This is a genomic window from Ditibartonella choladocola (assembly GCF_002007565.1).
Classification (GTDB): domain Bacteria; phylum Pseudomonadota; class Alphaproteobacteria; order Rhizobiales; family Rhizobiaceae; genus Bartonella; species Bartonella choladocola.
This window is the reverse complement of the sequence record NZ_CP015625.1, coordinates 671,790-694,427: the sequence shown is the minus strand read 5'-3', so window position 1 is coordinate 694,427 and position 22,638 is coordinate 671,790. Positions and strand designations below refer to the sequence as shown.

General features: G+C 45.9%; 16 protein-coding genes and 1 pseudogene. 9 read left to right on the top strand and 8 right to left on the bottom strand.

The window, feature by feature from the left end; translation table 11 throughout:
• Positions 1 to 165 precede the first annotated feature (165 nt).
• The gene (gene trhP, locus BBC0122_RS03130; protein ID WP_077970650.1) at positions 166 to 1,503 is read left to right on the top strand and encodes a prephenate-dependent tRNA uridine(34) hydroxylase TrhP; all 1,338 of its coding nucleotides are present in this window, start codon (positions 166 to 168) and stop codon (positions 1,501 to 1,503) included.
• 154 nt (positions 1,504 to 1,657) lie between these two features.
• Here the strand turns inward: trhP and guaA are convergent, their stop codons facing one another.
• The 7 genes and pseudogenes from guaA to omp10 form a co-directional block, all read right to left on the bottom strand.
• Positions 1,658 to 3,217, bottom strand: a complete 1,560-nt coding sequence (gene guaA, locus BBC0122_RS03125) for a glutamine-hydrolyzing GMP synthase (protein ID WP_077991235.1) — start codon at positions 3,215 to 3,217, stop codon at positions 1,658 to 1,660.
• 133 nt (positions 3,218 to 3,350) lie between these two features.
• A complete protein-coding gene (locus BBC0122_RS03120; protein ID WP_077991232.1) occupies positions 3,351 to 3,980 on the bottom strand; it encodes a 5'-methylthioadenosine/S-adenosylhomocysteine nucleosidase in 630 nt (209 codons plus the stop codon).
• Positions 3,980 to 5,269 (bottom strand): RsmB/NOP family class I SAM-dependent RNA methyltransferase, encoded by a 1,290-nt coding sequence (locus BBC0122_RS03115; protein ID WP_077991221.1) that lies wholly within the window; start codon positions 5,267 to 5,269, stop codon positions 3,980 to 3,982. The genes BBC0122_RS03120 and BBC0122_RS03115 overlap by 1 nt, the downstream gene beginning before the upstream one ends.
• Before the next feature lie 262 nt (positions 5,270 to 5,531).
• Positions 5,532 to 5,987, bottom strand: a complete 456-nt coding sequence (locus tag BBC0122_RS03110) for an NfeD family protein (protein WP_077991218.1) — start codon at positions 5,985 to 5,987, stop codon at positions 5,532 to 5,534.
• A 218-nt stretch (positions 5,988 to 6,205) separates the two neighbouring features.
• Positions 6,206 to 7,126: pseudogene (locus BBC0122_RS03105) on the bottom strand (SPFH domain-containing protein); the annotation flags it as partial.
• 150 nt (positions 7,127 to 7,276) lie between these two features.
• Positions 7,277 to 8,272, bottom strand: a complete 996-nt coding sequence (gene hemH, locus BBC0122_RS03100) for a ferrochelatase (RefSeq protein ID WP_077991213.1) — start codon at positions 8,270 to 8,272, stop codon at positions 7,277 to 7,279.
• Between the two features lie 33 nt (positions 8,273 to 8,305).
• Entirely contained in the window at positions 8,306 to 8,680 is a 375-nt protein-coding gene (gene omp10, locus BBC0122_RS03095; RefSeq protein WP_077991210.1) for an outer membrane lipoprotein Omp10, read from the bottom strand.
• A gap of 271 nt (positions 8,681 to 8,951) precedes the next feature.
• Here omp10 and BBC0122_RS03090 point away from each other — a divergent pair, with 271 nt between their 5' ends.
• The 6 genes from BBC0122_RS03090 to BBC0122_RS03065 all read left to right on the top strand — a co-directional run bounded on the left by BBC0122_RS03090 (position 8,952) and on the right by BBC0122_RS03065 (position 19,460).
• Complete coding sequence (locus BBC0122_RS03090) at positions 8,952 to 10,355, top strand: sigma-54-dependent transcriptional regulator (protein ID WP_077994458.1); 1,404 nt, start codon at positions 8,952 to 8,954, stop codon at positions 10,353 to 10,355.
• A gap of 482 nt (positions 10,356 to 10,837) precedes the next feature.
• Positions 10,838 to 11,020, top strand: a complete 183-nt coding sequence (locus tag BBC0122_RS12745; protein ID WP_149866630.1) for a hypothetical protein — start codon at positions 10,838 to 10,840, stop codon at positions 11,018 to 11,020.
• Positions 11,021 to 11,339: 319 nt separating this feature from the next.
• Positions 11,340 to 12,896: a peptidoglycan L,D-endopeptidase MepK gene (locus BBC0122_RS03080; protein ID WP_077991208.1), complete on the top strand. Its 1,557-nt coding sequence runs from the start codon at positions 11,340 to 11,342 to the stop codon at positions 12,894 to 12,896.
• A 141-nt stretch (positions 12,897 to 13,037) separates the two neighbouring features.
• Entirely contained in the window at positions 13,038 to 15,524 is a 2,487-nt protein-coding gene (locus BBC0122_RS03075; protein WP_077991206.1) for a heavy metal translocating P-type ATPase, read from the top strand.
• Between the two features lie 420 nt (positions 15,525 to 15,944).
• Positions 15,945 to 17,342 (top strand): FAD-binding oxidoreductase, encoded by a 1,398-nt coding sequence (locus tag BBC0122_RS03070; RefSeq protein WP_077991203.1) that lies wholly within the window; start codon positions 15,945 to 15,947, stop codon positions 17,340 to 17,342.
• A gap of 723 nt (positions 17,343 to 18,065) precedes the next feature.
• Complete coding sequence (locus BBC0122_RS03065) at positions 18,066 to 19,460, top strand: FAD-binding oxidoreductase (protein WP_077991201.1); 1,395 nt, start codon at positions 18,066 to 18,068, stop codon at positions 19,458 to 19,460.
• On the opposite strand, the gene BBC0122_RS03060 is transcribed toward BBC0122_RS03065, so the two are convergent.
• Entirely contained in the window at positions 19,426 to 19,803 is a 378-nt protein-coding gene (locus tag BBC0122_RS03060; protein WP_225868141.1) for a DUF488 domain-containing protein, read from the bottom strand. The genes BBC0122_RS03065 and BBC0122_RS03060 overlap by 35 nt on opposite strands.
• A 626-nt stretch (positions 19,804 to 20,429) precedes the next feature.
• Here BBC0122_RS03060 and BBC0122_RS03055 point away from each other — a divergent pair.
• Both BBC0122_RS03055 and BBC0122_RS03050 read left to right on the top strand, forming a co-directional pair.
• Positions 20,430 to 20,738, top strand: coding sequence for a DUF485 domain-containing protein (locus BBC0122_RS03055; protein WP_077991196.1), 309 nt, complete (start codon positions 20,430 to 20,432; stop codon positions 20,736 to 20,738).
• Entirely contained in the window at positions 20,735 to 22,471 is a 1,737-nt protein-coding gene (locus BBC0122_RS03050) for a cation acetate symporter (RefSeq protein WP_077991193.1), read from the top strand. Before BBC0122_RS03055 ends, BBC0122_RS03050 begins: the two co-directional genes overlap by 4 nt.
• The last annotated feature ends 167 nt before the right edge of the window (positions 22,472 to 22,638 follow it).

Here is a 22,638-nt window from a genome sequence, read left to right as displayed (position 1 = left end):
ATTTTTAAAATTCTGACCGCTGTTTATTCCCGCTTCAACCTTCAATTCCGGTAAAACCGTATATTGCAATGAAGATTGAACTTCTGAAATTATGTTTCCTGAAAGGTTGAATGGATAGGCCAGTTCTGCTAAACAACAGCTCAATTTTCAAGGCTCTTTCAATCAATGTCAAAACTTCATAAAACCGAATTGTTAAGTCCTGCGGGCACATTGAAATCTATGCGTTACGCTTTTGCCTATGGTGCGGATGCGGTTTATGCAGGCCAGCCCCGCTACAGCTTGCGGGTGCGCAATAATGAATTCAATCATGAAGAAAATTTGAAGATAGGCATTGACGAAGCCCATTCCGAGGGCAAAAAATTCTATGTTGTTGTCAACATTGCCCCCCACAACAGCAAGCTTAAAAGTTTTGTGAGCGAATTAAAACCTGTTATCGACATGAATCCTGATGCTCTCATCATGTCCGATCCGGGATTGATTATGATGGTGCGGGAAAATTTTCCCGATGTGGATATTCACCTTTCGGTACAATCGAATGCGGTCAATTGGGCAACCGTCAAATTCTGGAAAAGCATGGGATTGACGCGCGTCATTCTCTCAAGGGAATTGTCACTGAAGGAAATTGAAGAAATCCGTGAAAATGTTCCCGACATAGAGCTGGAAGTCTTTGTTCATGGTGCGTTATGCATGGCCTATTCAGGGCGTTGCCTTCTCTCAGGCTATATCAACCACCGCGATGCCAATCAGGGAACATGTACGAATGCCTGCCGCTGGAAATATGGTGTCGAGGAAGGCGTCGAGAATGAACTGGGCGAAATTGTCAAAGTTGAAGAGACGGTAAGCGGGGAAATTCAGCCCGATCTTGGCGAAGGGCCAACCACCGACAAGGTATTTGTGCTTCATGAAGCAAATCGGCCTGAAGCCGAAATGACCGCGTTTGAAGACGAACATGGTACATACATCATGAATTCAAAAGACCTTCGCGCTGTCCAATATGTCGAAAAACTTATCAACATCGGTGTCAATTCTTTAAAAATCGAGGGGCGCACGAAATCGCATTATTATGTTGCCCGAACCGCACAGGTTTACCGCAAGGCAATAGATGATGCTCTGGCCGGCCGCCCCTTTGACGACAATTTGATGGTGGTTCTGGAATCCCTTGCCCACCGCGGTTATACCGAAGGCTTCTTGCAACGCCATAAACATAAAGAATACCAGAATTATGCAACCGGCTCCTCGCTTCCCGGTCGCCAGCAATTTGTTGGCGAATTTACCGGAAAACGCGTGAACGGGCTTGCAGAAGTCGCTGTTAAAAACCGCTTTGAATTGAATGACAAAGTGGAAATGATGACGCCGGATGGCAATATCAATTTTACAATAAAATCGCTGAAAAACAAAAAGAACGAAGACATTACTGTAGCCCCGGGTGACGGACATATTGTCTACATTCCGATCCCTGAAGATGTTCAATTGAATTATGCTTTATTGATGCGGTATGTTTGAAGCCTCCCGATAAAACAGCTTTCCTGACTTCACCATTCAGCCCCGAAACCGCTCAATAAAGTCATTTCAAAGATATGACTTAAGAAAATGCCATCGAGGAAACATGTTCCTCAATGGCATTTACAATATTATATTCTCGAATATTCGGTTTATTTTATTCCCACTCGATGGTTCCGGGTGGTTTCGACGTAATATCATAGACGACGCGATTGATACCGCGCACCTCGTTAATAATGCGGTTCGCAGCTTGTGCCAGAAAATCCATGTCGTAACGATAAAAGTCGGCTGTCATTCCGTCGACCGAGGTCACAGCTCTTAACGCGCAAACATATTCATATGTTCGCCCGTCGCCCATGACACCCACCGTTTGTACCGGAAGGAGAACGGCAAAAGCTTGCCAGATTTTATCATAAAGGCCCGCTTTGCGAATTTCATCAAGATAAACCGCATCCGCCTCACGCAAAATATCGAGTTTCTCTCTCGTCACCCCTCCGGGGCAACGAATAGCAAGGCCGGGACCGGGGAAAGGATGACGGCCGATAAACTTTTCCGGCAAACCAAGCTCACGCCCTAACGCGCGAACTTCATCTTTGAAAAGTTCGCGTAACGGTTCGACCAGTTTCATATTCATGCGTTCCGGCAAACCGCCAACATTGTGATGGCTTTTAATGGTAACCGAAGGACCACCCGAGAATGACACACTCTCGATCACATCCGGATAAAGCGTACCCTGTGCTAAAAATTCCGCACCACCAAGCTTTTTGGCTTCTTTTTCAAAAACTTCGATAAACAGGCGGCCGATAATCTTGCGCTTCTTTTCGGGGTCACTCACCCCTTCAAGTGCATTGATAAAAAGATCGGATGCGTCAACATGAACAAGCGGAATATTATAGGTCTCGCGAAACATCGAGACGACCTCTTCTGCTTCATTTTTGCGCATCAAACCATGATCGACAAAAATGCATGTCAACTGATTGCCAATGGCTTCATGAATAAGCACCGCTGCAACGGACGAATCAACCCCGCCTGAAAGGCCGCAGATAACGCGCCCCTTCCCCACTTGCCGACGAATGGCAGAAATGGCCTGTTCGCGATAGGTTTTCATAGACCAGTCGCCTTTGATACCGGCGATATTGTGAACGAAATTCTGCAAAAGACGGGCGCCATCCAAAGTATGAACAACTTCCGGATGGAATTGCACGGCATAAAAGTGGCGTTTTTCATCCGAAATTGCAGCAAAAGGCGCACCTTTCGAGGTGCCAATAACTTTGAAGCCTTCCGGCAAAGCGGTGACCCTGTCACCATGGCTCATCCAGACCTGATGATGGGTTCCTTTTTTCCATATGCCTTGAAAGAGAGCGCTATCTTCTTCAACAGTAAGATCTGCGCGCCCGAACTCGCGTTCATGCCCTGCTTCAACTTTGCCGCCAAGTTGCGCGCACATTGTCTGTTCGCCATAACAGATACCAAGAACAGGAATCCCTGCATCGAATATTTCTTGGGGTGCTCTGGGCGAGCCTATATCAACGGTTGAATGGGGAGAACCGGAGAGAATAACTGCTTTCGGCTTGATACGCTTGAAAGCTTCTGCGGCAGACTGGAACGGTACGATTTCGGAATAGACACCGGCTTCACGCACACGGCGTGCGATAAGCTGGGTTACTTGCGAACCGAAATCTATAATCAGAATTGTGTCAGGATGTATCGTGCTCATAGAAAGCCTTTAAAGAGTCTTTTGGATAAATGCAATCGGGTGATACATGAGAAAACAGTTTTTAAACGATAAACCACCTAAAAATGATTGGCTGATTATTTCCGACAGGCTTTAATTCCATCTTTCCGGAATTTCATTTTTCCGGTTGTTCCAGCACCTTATCAAGAAGCTTCAGCGCATTTGCCAGTTTTTCATCAACAATATGCAAATATTGGCGCCAATCCATGGCATGTTCCAGCTCCTTTTGACCATCGGAGATACCGCGCAATCCGAACAAAGGAACATTGAATGTCTGGCAGCTTCGCAACACTGCATAAGTTTCCATATCAACCATATCGGTTTTTATATTTTTATAGCCATCACCGGAAACAACATTGCCGCCGGTCGATAGGCTTGCAGACGGGAAATCGGGTATCAATGTCGGCATCTCCACAGTCGCGGGCAGATCAACAAAAGGCGTTACCCCCTTTTCAACCCCAAGTACCGTCGCATCCATATCGCGCCAGCTCACAGATGACACCTGATAAACTTCTGTTTGTTTGAGCTTTTGCGAGCCACTCGAACCGAGCGAGACAACAAGGTCGGGCAAGCGGTTCTCGTTTTTCATAGCACTTAAAATTTTTGTCGTATTGATGGCGGCCTCGATCGGCCCCACGCCGATAATGTGCGGTTTAATGAGCTTTTTGAGGTGCTCGCCATATTCCAGTTCGGTTGCCATCAGAAAAAGAACCGATTTTTCACCCCACATGCTTGACCTCGTCATTATGTTGAACGTTTTTCAAGAACCGATATAAAAAAGCCGTCTGTATCTGTACTTGCCGGAGATAAAACCAGCCCATGTTCAGGGAAAACCGGCCTTGGCGCGTCTTTCCCGAAATGTTGCTGCCACAAATTTTTCATGTCGATTTCTTTGAATTGCGGATTTTCCTTGAGAAAAGTCGCTATCTGTTTGTCATTTTCGGAAGAAAGTAGCGAACATGTAATATAAACGAGATGCCCGCCAGTTTTGAGATAAGGTAAAGTTGCATTCAAAACGGTTTTCTGTTCAGCAATACGGCGTTCAAGCTGACCGTCTGTCAAGCGCCATTTGGCATCCGGACGGCGGCGCCATGTTCCCGTACCCGTGCAAGGTGCATCAAGCAGGACAATATCCATTTGCTCTTTTAATGCGTCAAGTTCACTTATATTGACGTGCGGTTGAACATTGCGCACACCGGAGCGGCGCAGACGTTCAAAAATCGGAGCAAGACGGGCTTTTTCCGCGTCATAACAGTGAATTTGACCACGGTTTTCCATATCTGCCGCCATAGCCAATGTTTTTCCACCAGCGCCGGCACAATAATCGAGCACTTGCATACCGGCTTTTGCTCCGGCAAGTCTTGCCACAATTTGCGATCCGAGATCCTGCACTTCAAAATAGCCTTTTTGGAAGGCCGGCTCTGCCTGCACATTGGGGTGCCGTTTCAATTTCTCGATCGGTGGAATGCGTAAAGCGCTGTCGAACCATGAGACCGGTTTTGCACCTGTTCCGGCAAGTTCACGCACAATCTTTTCGGGTTTTGCCTTCAAGCGGTTCACACGTAAATCAAGTGGTGGGCGTTTTGCCAATGCGACAGCTTCATCAAGCCAATGGGAGCCGAAAATATCCTGAAATAGAGGTACACACCATTGCGGCAGATTTCCGCGAATATAATCGGGCGCTTCGTCAATATTTTTTGTGAGCCACATATTGCGGCTGTGTTCACTCAATGGTTCCGGTGCAAAACGGTCACCATCGAGACTACGAGCAAGTTCATCAAGCGAAAGCCCGCCATCTTCCAACAATGCACCAAAAGCAGCATCATGCGGATCATCACTATCCATACGCCATTCAAGCAAATAACGTTCCCGCAAGGCGTCATAAACAATATTGCCGATTGCCGCCCTGTCACCCGCGCCAGCAAATCTATGCGAAAGCCCCCAATCTTTAAGTGCTTCCGCAGCCGGACGCCGACGCGATTTGATATCCTGCAATACTTCAATTGCCGCCTGAAGGCGCCCACCCAGTCGCATAGTTTTTTCAATTCCTGCTTAATATTCCAGCACAGGGAATAAACGAATTTATAAAAAAGGAAAACCGTTCATTAAAAAAAAGATCACGTTAATACCTTTATTTATCAAAGTTTGGAAAAACCAAATCCGAAAGCTTTATGGAATCGGAAAATAAACGAGCTTGACCAGTCGAAAATGAAGCACATCAAAAATATCCGGCATTGACAAGGTTTTACCAACAAAACACATCAAAGATAGGCGCGATCATGGTGTGGCCTTGAATTCAGGCCTTTTCGATTGTGAAAACGCCATTATCGAAGGCAATCACTTTGACTTCCGTACCTTCAGGAAGATCAGGCCCTTTGATACGCCATATCGTATCGTCAACGCGAATGCGCCCTTTGCCATCGCGAACGGGTTCTTCAAGAACAACTCTTTTGCCAATGATCTGATCGGTTCGCCTGTTTAATAAAGGTTCGTCGGTTTCGCGGTCGCGGCGAAAAAAATTGCGACCGATCAACACCATGATGATAGAAAATATCAGGAAAAAAATGACTTCCATTTCCCAGGATGCAACCCATGGCAAGTGATAAAAAAGTAAAGAAACAAGTGCCGTTAAAAGAGCACCGAGACCGAACCAGACAAAAAATACGCCCGGAAATATGAGTTCGAGAAGGAGCAGGATAAATCCTAAAACCACCCAGTTCCATGCTCCCAAGGTCATCAATAAATCAAACATCCTTGTTCCTTCTGAACAGCAACTTTCAACGTTCACTCTATGAAGTCATACGCACGATATGAAGCTTGGCAGCTTGTTTAAAAATTCAATTTTTTACAAGCGGTGAAGCTCCGTAAGGATTTACCATATGCCGACGGGTCAAAACCACCTGTTTTAAGCTGTATTCATCAACCATGATAGAAACGTAATTTCCGCTCTCGCATGAAACTTTATTTCTTTTGCGAAGGCGAGCCGAAAACTTCTTTTGCAATAGCACCGATGCCACCGAGCGAACCGATAAGCGATGAAGCCTCCATTGGCATCAGCACAACCTTCTGGTTGTTGGCTGTCCCGATAGAGGCAAGAGCATCGGTATATTTTTGCGCAACAAAATAATTGATTGCCTGTACATTTCCCTTGGCAATGGCTTCGGACAAAACCAATGTTGCTTTTGCCTCGGCTTCCGCCAGCCGTTCACGCGCTTCTGCCTGCCGATAAGCGGCCTCACGCTTTCCCTCTGCTTCAAGAATTTGTGCCTGTTTGAAACCTTCAGCCCGCAAAATATTGGCATTCCGGTCACCTTCGGCTTCCAGAACTTGCGCACGCTTGTCTCGTTCGGCTTTCATCTGCCGTGCCATAGCATCAACGAGATCACGTGGCGGCTGGATATCTTTTATTTCAATTCGGGTCATCTTCAAGCCCCATGGATGAGCTGCTTCATCGACCACATGCAAAAGCTTTTCATTGATCGTATTGCGGTTGGATAAAAGCTCGTCAAGATCCATTGAACCGACAACCGTCCGGATATTCGTCATATTGAGGTTTAAGACCGCATAATTCAAATCCGATACCTGATAGGCAGATTGGGCTGCATTCAGCACTTGGAAAAACGCCACTGCGTCGACCGAAACAGTTGCGTTATCGCGGGTAATGACTTCTTGCGTGGGAATATCAAGCACCTGCTCCTTCATATTGACGCGCGCGCCTATGCGGTCAAAATACGGAACAATCAGATTAAGTCCCGGCATCAAGGTTTTGGTATAGCGGCCAAAACGTTCAACTGTATATTGATAGCCCTGCGGAACCTGCTTGATCCCCGCAAACAATGTTGCAACAACCAGCACAACCAACAGCAATAAGGCGATATTAAAACCGAACACATTCTTCTCCCTTAAAAATATCGAGATCAGTGCATGTATCGTTACAGTTTTATTTGCCCGCGAAAAGCAGCAAAACGCCTGATAGCATAGTTTCCCACGCTTTATTATGCCGGAACTACACCGGAATCACTATTGATCGCGGGAAACACTTCAAATCCAGCCTTGAAGCTCTTTTTTTACAAGATGGGCAATGACCTTCATTCCGTCTTCACTGTCATTCAGGCAAGGAATATGGACAAAATTCACTCCGCCATTTTCTTTGAATGTCTTTTGCGCTTCATGGCCCATTTCATCGACAGTTTCCAGACAATCAACGACAAAACCCGGATTGAAGACTGCAATAGACTTGACACCTTCTTTCGCAAGTTTTTCAACGGTCGCGGCTGTATAAGGCTGCAACCATTCTTCAGGGCCAAAGCGTGATTGGAAGGCCATAATGAGTTTGTCCTCATTCATTCCAAGCCGTTTGCGCAAAGCTTCCGTTGTGCGCACACACTCTTCCGGATAAGGGTCACCCCTTTTTGCGTAAGATTGAGGAATCCCGTGATAGGACGCAATGATTTTTTCCGGAACAAAATCAAGTGCCTTCAAATGTGTTTCGACAGAATGGGCAAGCGCATCAATATAAACCGGATCATCGCTATAAGGTGGAACAGAGCGTATAGCCGGTTGATAACGGCGTTTTTCAAGGCTTGCGAATACTGCGTCGAGTACTGTCGCCGTTGTTGTTGCAGAATATTGAGGGTAAAGGGGGAAAAACAGAACTTTTTCGCAGCCCTTCTCGATCATAGAGCCAAGCACCTCGTCAATCGATGGCTTGCCATAGCGCATAGCCCAATAGACATCGACATCCGGCTCATCAAGGAGCGGGCCAAGCTTTTCAGCCTGCGCGCGCGTATAGGTGCGCAAAGGCGACTCATTCAATTCATAATTCCAGATTCGCTTATAAAGTGCACCGGATTTTTTCGGGCGTACGTTGAGAACTATTCCATAAAGAATCGGGTACCATAAAATGCGCGGCCATTCTATTACCCGTCGATCAGACAAAAATTCGCGTAAATATTTGCGAACATTTTTTGAATCGGTACCTTCCGGCGTTCCCAGATTAATCAGAAGAACGCCGATTTTACTTTTTTTATTTTCCATTAAATCTCAATCTGTGGATTTTCTATTTCAGGTCTAAATTTTTCTGCTCAAAGAAAATTGTGAACCATTGCTCGATGTGCACAAGAGCTGCATCGAATTGTTCGATATTGCGCAATTGACGCGTGAAACTGTTCCGCGAACAATAGAACGCATTTCGATTTCAACGAGTTGCGGATTGCTGAAGCGATAATTTCCTTCTGAAAGCTTTTCCCTTGTATCGGAGGAACGCGTCTCGAAGATACCGTTTCTGAACGATGAGACAATACCGTTTTTATCAACCCATTGGCCATCTATTCCTGTCGGAATGTTTTGCACCGAAGGGCGCTGGCCATAATTCTGGGAAAGATTACAAGCTGCAAGGGTAAAGGCCATTGCAGTCAGACAAAGAGTGGGCGCAATACGTTTCATCTGGTTTGCTCCAAAAAACCGATATCAAGCGACAATACAATAGCTGATAATAGCTATAACTGTGTTCACATGTTAGGGTTCTATCAATATGTCGCTTTTGACGGAAATCAACCTAAAAGCTTTTTTTTTGGAAAAAATTCTCTTTTCTGTTGCATGTAATCACCAGATTGATAGTAGTCTGACGCTTGCGGGGCAAACGAGGTAAACCTATGTTTTGCAACCAAACTCCTGTCAACGCGTTTTCTTCATCACAAAGGAGATGATGAAAGCAATGATGGGTCCTATACTAGTAGCAGCCGAAGACTATGGTAAACGAGCCAACACTTCTTCCATACTTCGTGCCCTCGGTTATCGTGTAATTGAAGCTGAAAACGGACTGCGCACACTCGATCTTTTGCGCAGGCGCCGTAATATCTCATTTGCATTGGTCGATCTGACAATGAGTGACCTTGGTGGAACCGATCTCGTTTCAACAATCAGGGTTACCGGATTTGCCGCGCCGCTTGTTGTCATGTCGGATGTAGAAAATGAGGAACTGCTTCAGAAAAGCCTGAAAGCAGGTGCTGTCGATTATCTCGTCTATCCGATTACTTCGCTTAGACTGAGTGTGACACTGGGCAATCTTTCTATCAATAATACCTATGAGCGCGAGGTTCATTATATTCGTCGCCAGCAGGAAAACCACTTGCGGTTTTCGGATCTTTACGCAAATAGCGAAGCAATGAAAGAGCCTTTTGAACGGGCAAAACAAGCTGCGTTATCGACTAAAAATCTTCTCATTGAAGGTGAAAAAGGAACCGGCAGAGAGACACTTGCCCGTGTTATCCACTACGAGAGCCCTTACGCAACAGGTAAATTTGTCCGTATCCAGTGTATTCCCATATCCGACCCTATACAGGATGGTAAAAAGTGGGAAACAAAGATTCTGCCGCATATCAACTCGATTGACCATGGAACAATTTGTCTTTGCGAGATTGATCGTCTTGAAATCAATCAACAGAAACGCTGGGTTGATTTTCTGAAGAAACGCAAGGAAGCTGAAAAAGGCGGAGAACCGAAGTTCCGTTTGACAACCATTTCAACTTCACGGCTTCAGGGGCTTGTCGAAGACGGTCTGTTTCTGAAGGAATTCTATGATCTGTTGAGAGAATGTCACGTAATTATTCCCCCGCTTCGCGAACGGCGTGACGATTTTGCCGATATTGCCCAGCGCGCTATCGAACATATTGTCGTTGAAAGCGGTCAACCGCATGTACATGGTGTGGCAGGCTCGGCATTGTCGCTTTTGTTACAACATGATTGGCCGGGCAATGTCGGCGAATTGGAAAATGTGCTCTTCCGCGCTGTCTTGCTCAGTCAGGGGCCACTGCTGACAATCCGCGATTTTCCTCAACTGACGGGAAATCAGGTTGCCGATTTCAGAAGCAATGTGCCTGTTGATACGCCAGAGAGAAACGACCGTTATATCGTTCATCTGATCGACGAAAATGGTCAGGTGAGAACATATAACGAACTCGAACGTGAAATCATCGAACGCACGGTGAACCATTATCGCGGGCGGATGAGCGAAGCAGCACGCCGCCTTGGTATTGGCCGTTCAACACTTTATAGAAAGCTTGACGAGTATCATGCCGAAAACCGGAAAGAATCGGAAATGCTGAGACAAGCAAGTTAAAAGGGTTCTTGAAGCCTTTTCCCTCCGATTTTTCAAGAATGGTGGCAGACTATTTCAAGTTTGCCACCTTATTTTTATTTATCCCATATACTCTATTAGAGCCTATATACGGCTTACATGCATATCAGGCTTTTGCCTGCAATTGATACCGAAGAATAAAACTTCAACATAGCAGGAAACCGTTTATCGGAGAGCCTGTCGGTTTTTGTATAAAGCCCTGCCAAAATGCCAAATCCGTTTTAATTCTCTGAAAACGCTTGCAATGCAAATCATTTCACGCCGGACGTTGCGCGCCGATGAAGAAATCCGGTCTGTGCAATTGATGTCCGCAAGTTTGCCGCATGAACAATTTTACGATTTTATTCCCTGTTTATCGTTTAATTTTAAAAAAATGGTCGGAAATTTCTTTTCACGGAAAAATCCGAATTTTTGAAAAATTCATTTGTTTTCTGCAACAGACCTGCTTTGTCACGAAAACAGGATTGGATAATTTTAACAAAACGGCGTTCTTGCTCGAATTTCCGGTGTTCGCACGCGATTTGCCAGTCTTCCCGCTCAAATCGGCTATGTTCTCACTCAAATTGACAGTCTTCCCGCTCAAGGTAAAAGAAAGCAACACAAGCTGTGTTGAAAATCCTTCTCCCGATATTACCACCTTGTTTTGAAGCCTTTTCATCCCAATATTGAAAGAAGAGGCGCAAGGATGCTGCGCGGGAATGTGTCAACAAAAAGATAAAATTAACCATTGTAACAAATTGTTACTGAGATTTTAATATTTGTTCTCTTATGTGGCATTTTTGCCATGGTATAGTCGTAATTGACAAGCAACGTAAAGTTGCGGTTCTTATAAAGCTGCTGTTAACCATTCTGGGTTACGCTTTACTAACTATAAAGCCGATTTCAGATGGTCGGAAGGCGATTAAACCGGACCGTGGGTGTTTGGTTATAACGTCTCATCCGCGGGTAACAGGACAGGTTTTACGAATGGTGGTTGACGGTTTGAGAAAATCATTTTGGAGATTTCGTAGTTTGTCATTGGCCCTTTTGGCAATGGCTACAACTTTGTCCTTTCTGTTGACGCCTTTGGCAGCAAAGGCTGAAACAAGGTCTTTGAAACTCTATTATGTCCACACAGGCGAGAAGGCCGAAATTGTTTTCAAACGCGATGGCAAATACGATCAAGCAGGTTTGAAGAGGCTTAACGTATTCTTGCGTGACTGGAGACGCAACGAGCCAACCAATATGGATCCAAGACTGTTCGATCTTATCTGGTCGGTTTATCGCAACAGTGGTTCGCGCGAATATATCAATGTTGTATCGGCCTACCGCTCGCCTGCAACCAACAACATGTTACGTTCACGTTCGCCGGATAGTGGCGTTGCCAAAAACAGCCAGCACACACTTGGCCACGCGATGGATTTCTATCTGCCGGATGTCAATCTTGCTAAGTTGCGGGCTATCGGGCTGAAACAACAGGTTGGCGGTGTCGGCTATTATCCGCGTTCGGGATCACCTTTTGTGCATATGGATGTTGGCAATGTCCGCCATTGGCCACGTATGAGCCGCAGCGAATTGATGGCTTTGTTCCCCGATGGCAAAACCATGTATATTCCGAGTGACGGCAAGCCGCTTGCCGGTTACGATCAGGCAAAAGCCGAATGGCTTGCTCGCCGTGGGGCACCGGTTGTCTATGCCAGTGCAACAACTTCGACACAAAAGCGCGGCTTCTTCAGCTCGTTGTTCGGTCGCAAGAATTCTGATGAGCAGGTTCCTTCTCAACCGTCACGGGTACAACCAAAGGCTCCGGCTGTAGTTGAGGAACCACAGACGACAGTTGTATCTTTACCGAAGAAAGATGCTCCACTTCCTGAATCTTCGCCATTGCGCGCCAATGGTTCAAAACCGGCTCCCGACGAAGAAGAAAATACGAGCAGTGCACCTGTTATGGCCTATGCCAATGTGCCGGTTCCGACATTCAAGCCTGACGATGGTGACGACGAGGAAGAAGGCGCAGTCAAGGTTGCAAATATTCCTCTCCCCGAAGCAAGACCTTTGCGTCAGGATGAAGCCGACAAGGTTGCGCTTGCCATTGCCAACAATGGCGCAGGATCAGGCAAATCAACCGATAACGTTCCAGGTGATGATCTGACAGCCCTTATCGAAGCAAACGAGATCATAGCTGTTCCTGATGACGACTACGAAGAAGATGCCGACTATGCCGATGCGGATGAAGCCCAATCTCCCGACAAGACAACCGTTGCAGAGTTAAAGACCGAAAAAGCTGCCGAGACACCTAAAACAGCTCCGAAAGTTGATCGGCCTGACAAGGACGACTTGAAGGATATTATCGCTGAAAACAGAGCACCGATTGCCGTCAAAGATGATAATAATACTGTTGCTCCCGACGAAGAATTGCGCAAAGTTCCCAATGTGGTCTTTGTTTCCGGTCTTGAGAAAAAACAGGAAGTATCGAGAGTTGCTGAATTGAGAGGCCGCGCGATCGATTTCCATGCAGTTGCGCGTATCAACGATACCTATTGATTGCTTCGCGGCAATAATAGTTCAAATTTTGCTAATGAGAGCCTTATCGGAACTAATTTCCGATAAGGCTTTTTCTTTTGCTTTTTCTCTTGACCTTCCCATAAGGGGAACCATTATCTCTTGGTGTGAAAGGCACGTGTCATGACAACAATTTCACATATAGACGAAAATAACCGAATACCGGCAAAAGACGATTTTCGTATCGAGCTTGATATTGAAGGGATGACCTGTGCATCCTGCGTAAGACACGTTGAAAAGGCTCTGAAAAAAGTTGAAGGCGTAGACAATGCGGTCGTCAATTTGGCAACTGAAAAAGCCAATATTACCGCCAGCAAGAAACTTTCCACCAGCGAACTTGTAAACGCGGTCGAAAAAGCCGGCTACGAAGTAGGTTATCAGCCTGTTGATCTTGATATTGAGGGAATGAGTTGTGCCTCTTGTGTGCGGCGCGTCGAAAAAGCCCTACAATCCGTCGACGGGGTCAAGACGGCTGTTGTCAATCTGGCAACGAATCGCGCCCATGTGGAAATGCTCAAAAATGTGACAACAGTCGATGCATTGGAAAAAGCGGTCGAAAAAGCCGGTTATGGTGCAAAGCCGGTCAATAATCATAACCAAGTCGACAGACAAGCTGTCGAGGCGCATAAACTTGGCCGCTCTCTGGTTATAGCTCTTATTCTGACTATTCCCGTTTTTGTTCTCGAAATGGGCGGGCATATTATCCCATGGTTCCATCATTTTGTGATGGCAACGATTGGCATGTTCCCTTCCCGTCTCGTCGAATTCATTTTGACAACGCTGGTTCTGTTCGGCCCCGGTTGGCGGTTTTTCAAGGCCGGTATTCCAAACCTTTTTCGTGCCGCGCCGGATATGAATTCGCTTGTGGCTGTCGGTTCCTTTGCGGCATGGTCCTATTCCACTGTTGCCACTTTTGCCGGTGCTTATATGCCGGAAGGTACCAACAATGTCTATTTCGAGGCGGCAGCCGTTATTGTTACCTTGATTCTGCTTGGCCGTTATCTTGAAGCGGGAGCGCGTGGTCGCACCGGTGAAGCCATACGTATGCTTGCCGGTTTGAAACCGAAAACAGCACGCGTTTTAAGAAACAATGAAGAAATAGATGTTGCACTTGATGATGTTGCCGTCGGGGACATTATAGTTATGCGACCGGGAGAAAAATTTCCCGTTGATGGCTCGGTTATCAACGGCAACTCGAATGTTGACGAGTCGATGATGACAGGTGAACCTTTACCTGTTGCCAAGAAGGAAGGTGACAAGGTTTACGGTGGAACGGTCAACGGTAATGGATCCTTGACATTTCGTGCGGAGAAGATCGGGGGCGACACACTCATTGCACAAATCCAGAAAATGGTTGAAGATGCACAAACTGCAAAACTACCCATTCAGGCTTTGGTTGATAAAGTGACAGGCTGGTTCGTTCCCGCAGTTTTTGCAGCCGCAATTGTTACGTTTTTTATCTGGTTTTTTGTCGGCCCTGCTCCGCAATTTCCACATGCCCTTATTGCCGGTGTATCGGTACTGATTATCGCCTGCCCATGCGCAATGGGTCTTGCAACCCCGACATCCATTATGGTGGGCACAGGCCGCGCAGCCACTCTCGGCATTCTCTTCCGTCGTGGTGACGCGTTGCAAACTTTGCGTGATACAGACATCGTCGCTTTCGATAAAACCGGTACACTGACGGTAGGTAAACCGGTGTTGAACAAAATCATCACAGCCAAAGGATTTGATGAAAGACAAACATTGGCGGATGTTGCCGCTGTAGAATTACGTTCCGAACACCCGATTGGCGAAGCTTTGAATGAAGCTGCAAAAAAAGCCGGCATAACTCTTTCGACGGTCGAAGATTTCAACTCCAAACCCGGATTCGGTATTTCAGGCAAGGTTAACGGGCATGAAGTCGTTATCGGGGCCGACCGTTATATGAAGGAAATAAAAGTTGATATTACGCCTTTTGCCGACGATGCGCGGCATTTCGGCGATCAAGGCATGACACCTTTTTATGCTGCAATAGACAATAAGGCGGCTGCAATTTTCGCGGTCGAAGACCCCGTTAAACAGAATTCGGGAAAAACCATTGCAGAACTTGAAAAAATGGGAATTGCAACAGCACTTGTCACCGGAGATAACCGTAATACGGCAAAGACGATCGGTTCAAAACTCGGTATTTCAGAAATCGTTGCTGAAGTGCTTCCGGCAGGAAAAGTCGATGCTGTAAAAAAAATAAGTGGGGGCGAACGCCGTGTTGCCTTTGTCGGTGACGGCATTAATGATGCCCCTGCCCTTGCCGCTGCCGATACCGGCATTGCCATCGGTACGGGTGCGGATGTCGCTATTGAAAGTGCCGATGTTGTATTAATGTCGGGAGATCCGACGGGCGTTGTCAATGCAATTGCTATTTCAAAAGCAACAATCCGCAACATCAAGCAGAATTTGTTCTGGGCGTTTGGCTATAATGTTCTGCTCATCCCTGTTGCTGCCGGAATTTTTTATCCGGTCTGGGGCGTCCAATTATCGCCAATGCTGTCAGCCGCGGCGATGGCAATATCAAGTGTCTTTGTGCTTTCCAATGCGCTGCGTTTGAGAGGTTTCAAACCGGTATTGTAATTTTCGGATCAGCAATCGCCTTTTGTTTCCGGTCAATTTTATTGCGCAATGTTAAAATGCCGGAAACATTCATAACGGTTAAGGCTCAGCCAGTTCGCGTGCCAACGCTTTGCGACCGCATTGACTGTGAATGCAAAATATCGGGAAAGTTACGTTCACGATGCTCGAATTGCCCATAACGAAAAGTCAAGACAAAGAACGTCAACTTTGATTTTACGAAGACATATGTTTTCAGCCGTTAACGCCGCTTGTTCCCGAAAAGAATTTGAACCTTCCGGTAGAACAAATATCTAGCCCATCGGAAAAATTGTCGCCTGTCGGCGATCGACAATATGATTTTTGGAAATATCATTGCAATTTCTTACGCCTGGCGCGAAAGTGGCTAAGAAAAATTGCCCGTCTAAAGAGAGAGTAAAAATAATGGCAAAAAACTGTGATGAAGCGACAAGAGATCGTGTTTGTGAAGAATTGAAAACAGCTTTCGGAGAACGGTTCAGCAGCAATCTTTCTGTTCGTCAGGCGCATTCCCATAACATAACAGCTCTTTATCAACAATGTCCTGATGGCGTTGTTTATGCCACATCCAAGGATGATGTTGCAAAAATTGTAAAGATTTGCGCGCATTATAAAATGCCGATTATCGCCTTTGGTGCGGGCAGTTCTATCGAAGGGCAGCTCAATGCTCCCAAAGGTGGCATCAGTATTGATTTTTCAAAAATGGATCAGGTCGTATCTTTCTCGCCGGAAGATATGACAATAACCGTTCAGCCCGGCATTACCCGCGAAACGCTGAATAGCTGGTTGCGCGATAGCGGGCTGTTCTTCCCCATCGACCCCGGCGCAGATGCTTCGATCGGCGGCATGGCCTCCACGCGCGCATCCGGTACAAATGCGGTGCGCTACGGTACAATGAGAGAGGCCGTTTTGAGCGCCGAGGCTGTTATGGCAGACGGATCTATTATCCATACGGCAAGCCGTGCCAAGAAATCTGCTGCCGGTTATGACCTGACACGTCTTCTCGTTGGCTCTGAAGGAACACTCGGCATTTTTACCGAAATTACAGTGCGTCTTCATCCGATACCGGAAGTCGTGTCGTGTGGAGCTTGCACCTTTCCGACGGTAACAGACGCATGTAATGCAGTGATTGAATCAATCCAATGCGCTATTCCGTTTGCACGTGTCGAACTTCTTGATGAATTCATGACCAAAGCCTGCAATGCCTATTCGGGATTGACACTTGATCCGCTTCCCACCCTTTGTGTCGAATTTCACGGTGATAAAACAAGTGTGGCTGCGCAAGTTGCCCTTTTCGGAGAGATTGCAGCCTCTCACGGCTCGAAAGATTTCAAACATTCCACTGACCCCGATAAACGTGCCGAATTGTGGAAGGCGCGCCATGAAGCATTCTGGGCAGCGCAAGCAAGCCTTCCTGATTGCGATGTTTTTTCGACCGATGCATGTGTGCCGATTTCACGACTTGCCGATTGTGTTGGTGAAACACAGAAAGATTTGCAAGAGCATCACCTGATCGGCCCCATGGTCGGGCATGTGGGCGACGGTAACTTCCACGTCCTGCTGGGATACCATAAAGGCAACAAAGAGGAAGAAAAGAAGGTTTATGAATTTTCCGAAAGATTGTCCGAAAGGGCAATTTCTATGGACGGAACCTGCACCGGCGAACATGGTATCGGGCAGAGAAAAGCCAAATATCTCAGGCTCGAACTTGGCAACGCTGTCGATTACATGTGGGCAATAAAGAAAGCTCTTGATCCCGATAATATACTCAATCCCGGTAAATACGGCTTTGAAGATTATTGAGATCGACAAAATTGATAAAATAGAGTGAACGGCCGGTTCAAAATTAGAATATTGGTAACGCAGCCGATTTATTTATGAGAGCCGGTTTCGTTCTTCTTTTTTGAACAATCTGCTTTAACCGGAAATCCCGACAGCCAAAAACTGTTCGGATTTCCGTTTTTCATGGCTTTTCAACGCCTATGATTACGATTACGAAAAGTCGATATATCTGCGGCTAAAAATAAAATGAATGAACAAATATCCCCGTTTTCTTCATCCATGCGCTCGGCCTGTTAATGCGAACGGCCTGTTCATGCGACCGGCCTGTTCATGCGCTCGGCCTGTTAATGCGACCGGCCTGTTCATGCGCCCGCTTTGAAAGTGCTATTTCCACCAATGGAACCGAACTTTGCTGTCTGACGCGTTTGTTCGTCACTTCCCTGTTTCATTCCATAATAGTTCATTTCATAACAGCCTGTTGAGGTTCGAGCGACTTGTGCAGGGTTTCATAACTTGCAAGAAGACCATTAAAAGCCATTCCGAATTTATTGATATTGATTGTTTTTCAAAGTCATATCTACATCGTCATATCCGCAAAGACTTTTTAAAAACAAATATAATCACACTGTTTTACCTATTATTTTTAGGAATAAATTCATTTCAAAAAGATTTTCATTGAAAAATAGTGCAAAATCGTATCAACTTACTGGATGGCTATCCAATACGGGGTGAGGAGTGTAGAGAATGGCTAGATTAGATCAAAAGACCGTAGATCAAGTATGTAAAGAATTGGAAACGGCCTTTGGCAATCGTTTCAGCAACAATCTTTCAGTTCGTGATACCCACTCGCACAATGAAACAAAATTGCGGCACGAAGTGCCTGATGGCGTTGTTTATGCATTGTCAAAAGATGATGTTGTCAAGACGGTAAAAATTTGCGCCCGTCATAAAATGCCGATTATCGGTTTTGGTGTGGGAAGCTCGCTTGAAGGGCAATTGAATGCTCCGGTAGGTGGTATCAGCATCGATTTTTCAAAAATGGATCAGGTTGTGTCTTTTTCGCCTGAAGATATGACGATTACTGTACAGCCGGGAATTACGCGCGAAACATTGAATAGCTGGTTGCGCGACAGCGGGTTGTTCTTCCCGATCGACCCCGGTGCGAATGCATCTATCGGAGGAATGGCGGCCACACGCGCTTCAGGTACAAGTGCAGTGCGTTACGGGACAATGAGGGAAGCCGTTCTGAGCGCCGAGGCCGTTATGGCTGATGGCAGCCTTATACACACAGCAAGTCGCGCAAAAAAATCTGCTGCGGGTTATGATTTGACCCGTCTTCTCGTCGGCTCGGAAGGCACTCTCGGTCTTTTTACAGAATTGACAATACGTCTGCACCCGATACCCGAAGTCGTATCCAGCGGTATTTGTACTTTTGCCAGTATTGGAGACGCATGTAATACGGTTATTGAATCTATCCAATGCGCTATACCTTTTGCACGTGTGGAACTGATGGACGAATTTATGGTCAAAGCGTGTAACGCCTATTCCGGTTTGACTTTGGAGCCACGGCCGACGCTTTGTGTTGAATTTCACGGTGACGAAGCAAGCGTTGCAAGTCAGGCTGCCACTTTCAGTGAAATTGCTGCTGCCCATGGTTCGACCAATTTCCAGCAATCAACCGACCCGGAAAAACGTGCCCAACTTTGGAAAGCCCGTCATAGCGCATTATGGGCTGCCGAGGCGAGCTTACCCGAATGCGACGTCTTTTCTACAGATGCCTGTGTGCCTATTTCACGTCTTGCCGATTGCGTTACCGAAACGCAAAAAGACTTGAAGGAACACAATTTGATTGGCCCCATCATTGGTCACGTCGGAGATGGCAACTTCCATGTTTTTGTCGGTTACCCGAAAGATAACGAAGCGGAAGAAAAACGCATCTATGAATTTACTCAAAGACTGTCGGAGCGTGCAATTTCAATGGGCGGCACTTGCACGGGCGAGCACGGCATTGGCCAGCGCAAAACCAAATATTTGCGCATAGAATTGGGAAAAGCCGTAGATTTTATGTGGACTATCAAACAGGCACTTGACCCCGACAATATTCTCAATCCCGGAAAATACGGTTTTCCAGATAATTGAGAAATACCACCGCGTTGTTGTGCTTTTCGTCATGAGCAGCATATAGCAAAGTTACACGGGGGTGTTTTTCGAGGGAAGAAAGATATTGCCCGATTGCTTGGGATTGACCATCAAGCTCGGTAATATAACGGCTTTTGAATTCTTCCCATTTGCTCACATCGTGGTTGAACCAGTGACGTAAATCATTGCTCGGAGCGAATTCCTTTTGCCAATCGTCAAGATGGGCTTTCTCGCGTGAAAGCCCTCTCGGCCAGAGACGGTCAATCAATACGCGCCAACCGTCATCTTCCGAATATGGTTCATAAACCCTTTTTATCGTTATTTTCATAATGCTTTCATCCAAATTTGCGATAAATCCGTTAGCTCGAAATAGCTTATCATGAAATTTATCAATATCCGAATATGATAAAATCCATATTATTTTTTGCTACGATTTTTCAAAGACAATGCCGCACACAATTCACACCAGATTTTTATTCATTCCTATCAGCAAAAACCTTGATATATTTATTATGATATAGTTTTTCATGTCGTGAAAAACCCCATTGCCGGACTATAATCTGTTTTATTTATAATAAATTAATAAAAACAATCATTTAATAGTATATATACGAAAAGTTGAATGACCATAACTAATAAAACGCTTAAACTTCTTCCTGTCGATATTGACATAACAGTCAATTTGAATAATCCTTTTAATCGAACGAAAAGGAGCAAGAGGAGGCCTTGAGTTCATTTCACTTTATAGGTGAAAACAGGAGTTTTTGTTACTTCTAAAACTAATAATTTTATTGGAATTATGCTGTCTCCAAGAAATGCGAGACGAATATAATTTGCCTGAAACGCAAATTGTAACAGAGAAAACTCGTATTTTAACAAGTAAAGCGCAAGTTCTTCTGTAGAGCATATTACAAGTAACGATATTCTCCTGAAATTGAAAACTATTCCTGTTACGGAAGAGGAGCCGTTATGGATAAAGAAACCATTTCCCGAATTGAGGCGAACCCGGCCTATATCACGTTAAGGAAAAAACGTAACAGACTGGGCGGCGTTCTCACACTTATAGCACTCGTTGTCTATTACGGTTGGATTGCACTGATTGCCTTTGACAAACAATTTCTGAGTTTACGCATTGGAACCGGCGTTACAACGATAGCCATCCCGATCGGGATTGGTGTGATTGTGTTGATGGTTCTGCTGACCGCAATCTACATTTTGATCGCCAATAGCAGTTACGACAATTATATTGATGAAATCAAGAAGGAGGTCAAACAATGAGCCTCCTTTATTTTTTTAAAAAACCCGTTATTTTCGGAACCGCCTTTGCACTACTCGCCAGTATCAACGCGAAAGCTGATGCTATTGGCGGCGAACTTCCGAAACAGGCCACCAATTGGTCAGCAATAATCATGTTTTTCGTATTTGTTGCTTTGACTTTGTGGATTACCAAATGGGCTGCCAACCGGACCAAATCACGCGCTGATTTCTATACAGCCGGTGGCGGTATAACCGGTTTCCAGAACGGCTTGGCGATTGCCGGTGACTTTATGTCGGCCGCTTCGTTTCTGGGAATATCGGCCATGGTGATGAGCGTCGGTTATGATGGCCTCATCTATGCTGTCGGCTTTCTCGTCGGATGGCCTATTGTCATGTTTCTGGTTGCCGAACGCCTGAGAAATTTGGGGCGGTTCAATTTTGCCGATGTTGCAGGCTTCCGTTTTGCCACCGCGCCGGTACGTATATTCGCCGCCTGTGGTACGCTGGCCGTTGTGGCGTTCTATCTTATTGCGCAAATGGTTGGTGCCGGCCAGCTTATCAAACTCCTGTTCGGACTGGATTATCTTTATGCCGTTATTCTGGTTGGCGTATTGATGATGATTTACGTGCTGTTCGGCGGCATGACAGCAACAACATGGGTACAAATTATCAAAGCGGTTTTGCTACTTATCGGCGTAACTTTCATGGCGTTCATGATATTGCTCAAGTTCAATTTCAGCTTTGAAAATTTCTTTCAGGCTGCAGTCAATGTCAAAGCAAGCCTGTTTGCCCAAAAAAACTCGGTTGACCCGACTTCACCTGAAGCAATCGCGGCAGGACAATCCATTATGGCGCCCGGTGGCTTCATTAAGGATCCTGTTTCGGCTATTTCTTTCGGTATGGCACTCATGTTCGGAACTGCCGGATTACCACATATTCTGATGCGATTTTTCACTGTGCCAAATGCAAAAGAAGCGAGAAAATCCGTTTTATGGGCAACTGTCTGGAATGGATATTTCTACATTGTTATCTTCATCATCGGATTTGGCGCGATTGCATTGGTTCTTTCCGACCCACAACTTTCAGCCCCGCTTTCGAGTGGTGCAGGTGCTGCCAATATGGCGGCTGTTATGGTGGGAAAAGCTGTCGGCGGTAATATGTTTTACGGTTTCATATCGGCCGTTGCATTTGCGACCATTCTGGCCGTCGTTGCAGGGCTTACGCTTTCCGGTGCAACCGCAATTTCCCATGACATTTTCAATATGGTCATTAAAAAAGGAACAGCGACCAGCGATGTCGAATTGCGTATATCGCGTATTGCCACGACACTTATCGGCATTATTGCAATTCTGCTCGGCATTGTTTTTGAACAACAGAATGTTGCCTTCATGGTGGCGCTTGCTTTTGCTATTGCTGCATCGGCAAATTTCCCTGTTCTTCTGCTTTCCATTTTTTGGAAAAAATGTACGACAAGGGGTGCAGTCATTGGCGGCTTTCTCGGATTGATTTCTTCGGTTGGTCTCACAATCGTGTCGCCTGCCGTATGGGTTTCGACATTCGGTTTTTCACCGGATACGGTTTTGTTTCCATATACCTCGCCTGCTCTTTTTTCGATGATATTGGGTTTTGGCGGCGTATGGCTGTTTTCGATAACGGATAACAGCAGCCGTGCACAACAAGACCGTGCCGGTTTTGCTGCCCAACAAATCCGCTCCGAAACCGGTATTGGAGCCTCTGTAGCATCCGACCATTAAACCGGTCGGCAGCTATAGAGTTCAAAACCGATATGTCAGGGCATAGGATAATTTTTTAAAAAAGGCGGTCAAAGACTGCCTTTTTATCATTTTGGTTGGTTGTTCTTTTTTGTCACCGGATTAACGGCGTTTCCGATTAATGATGATGAGGTGAGTTTTACAAACCC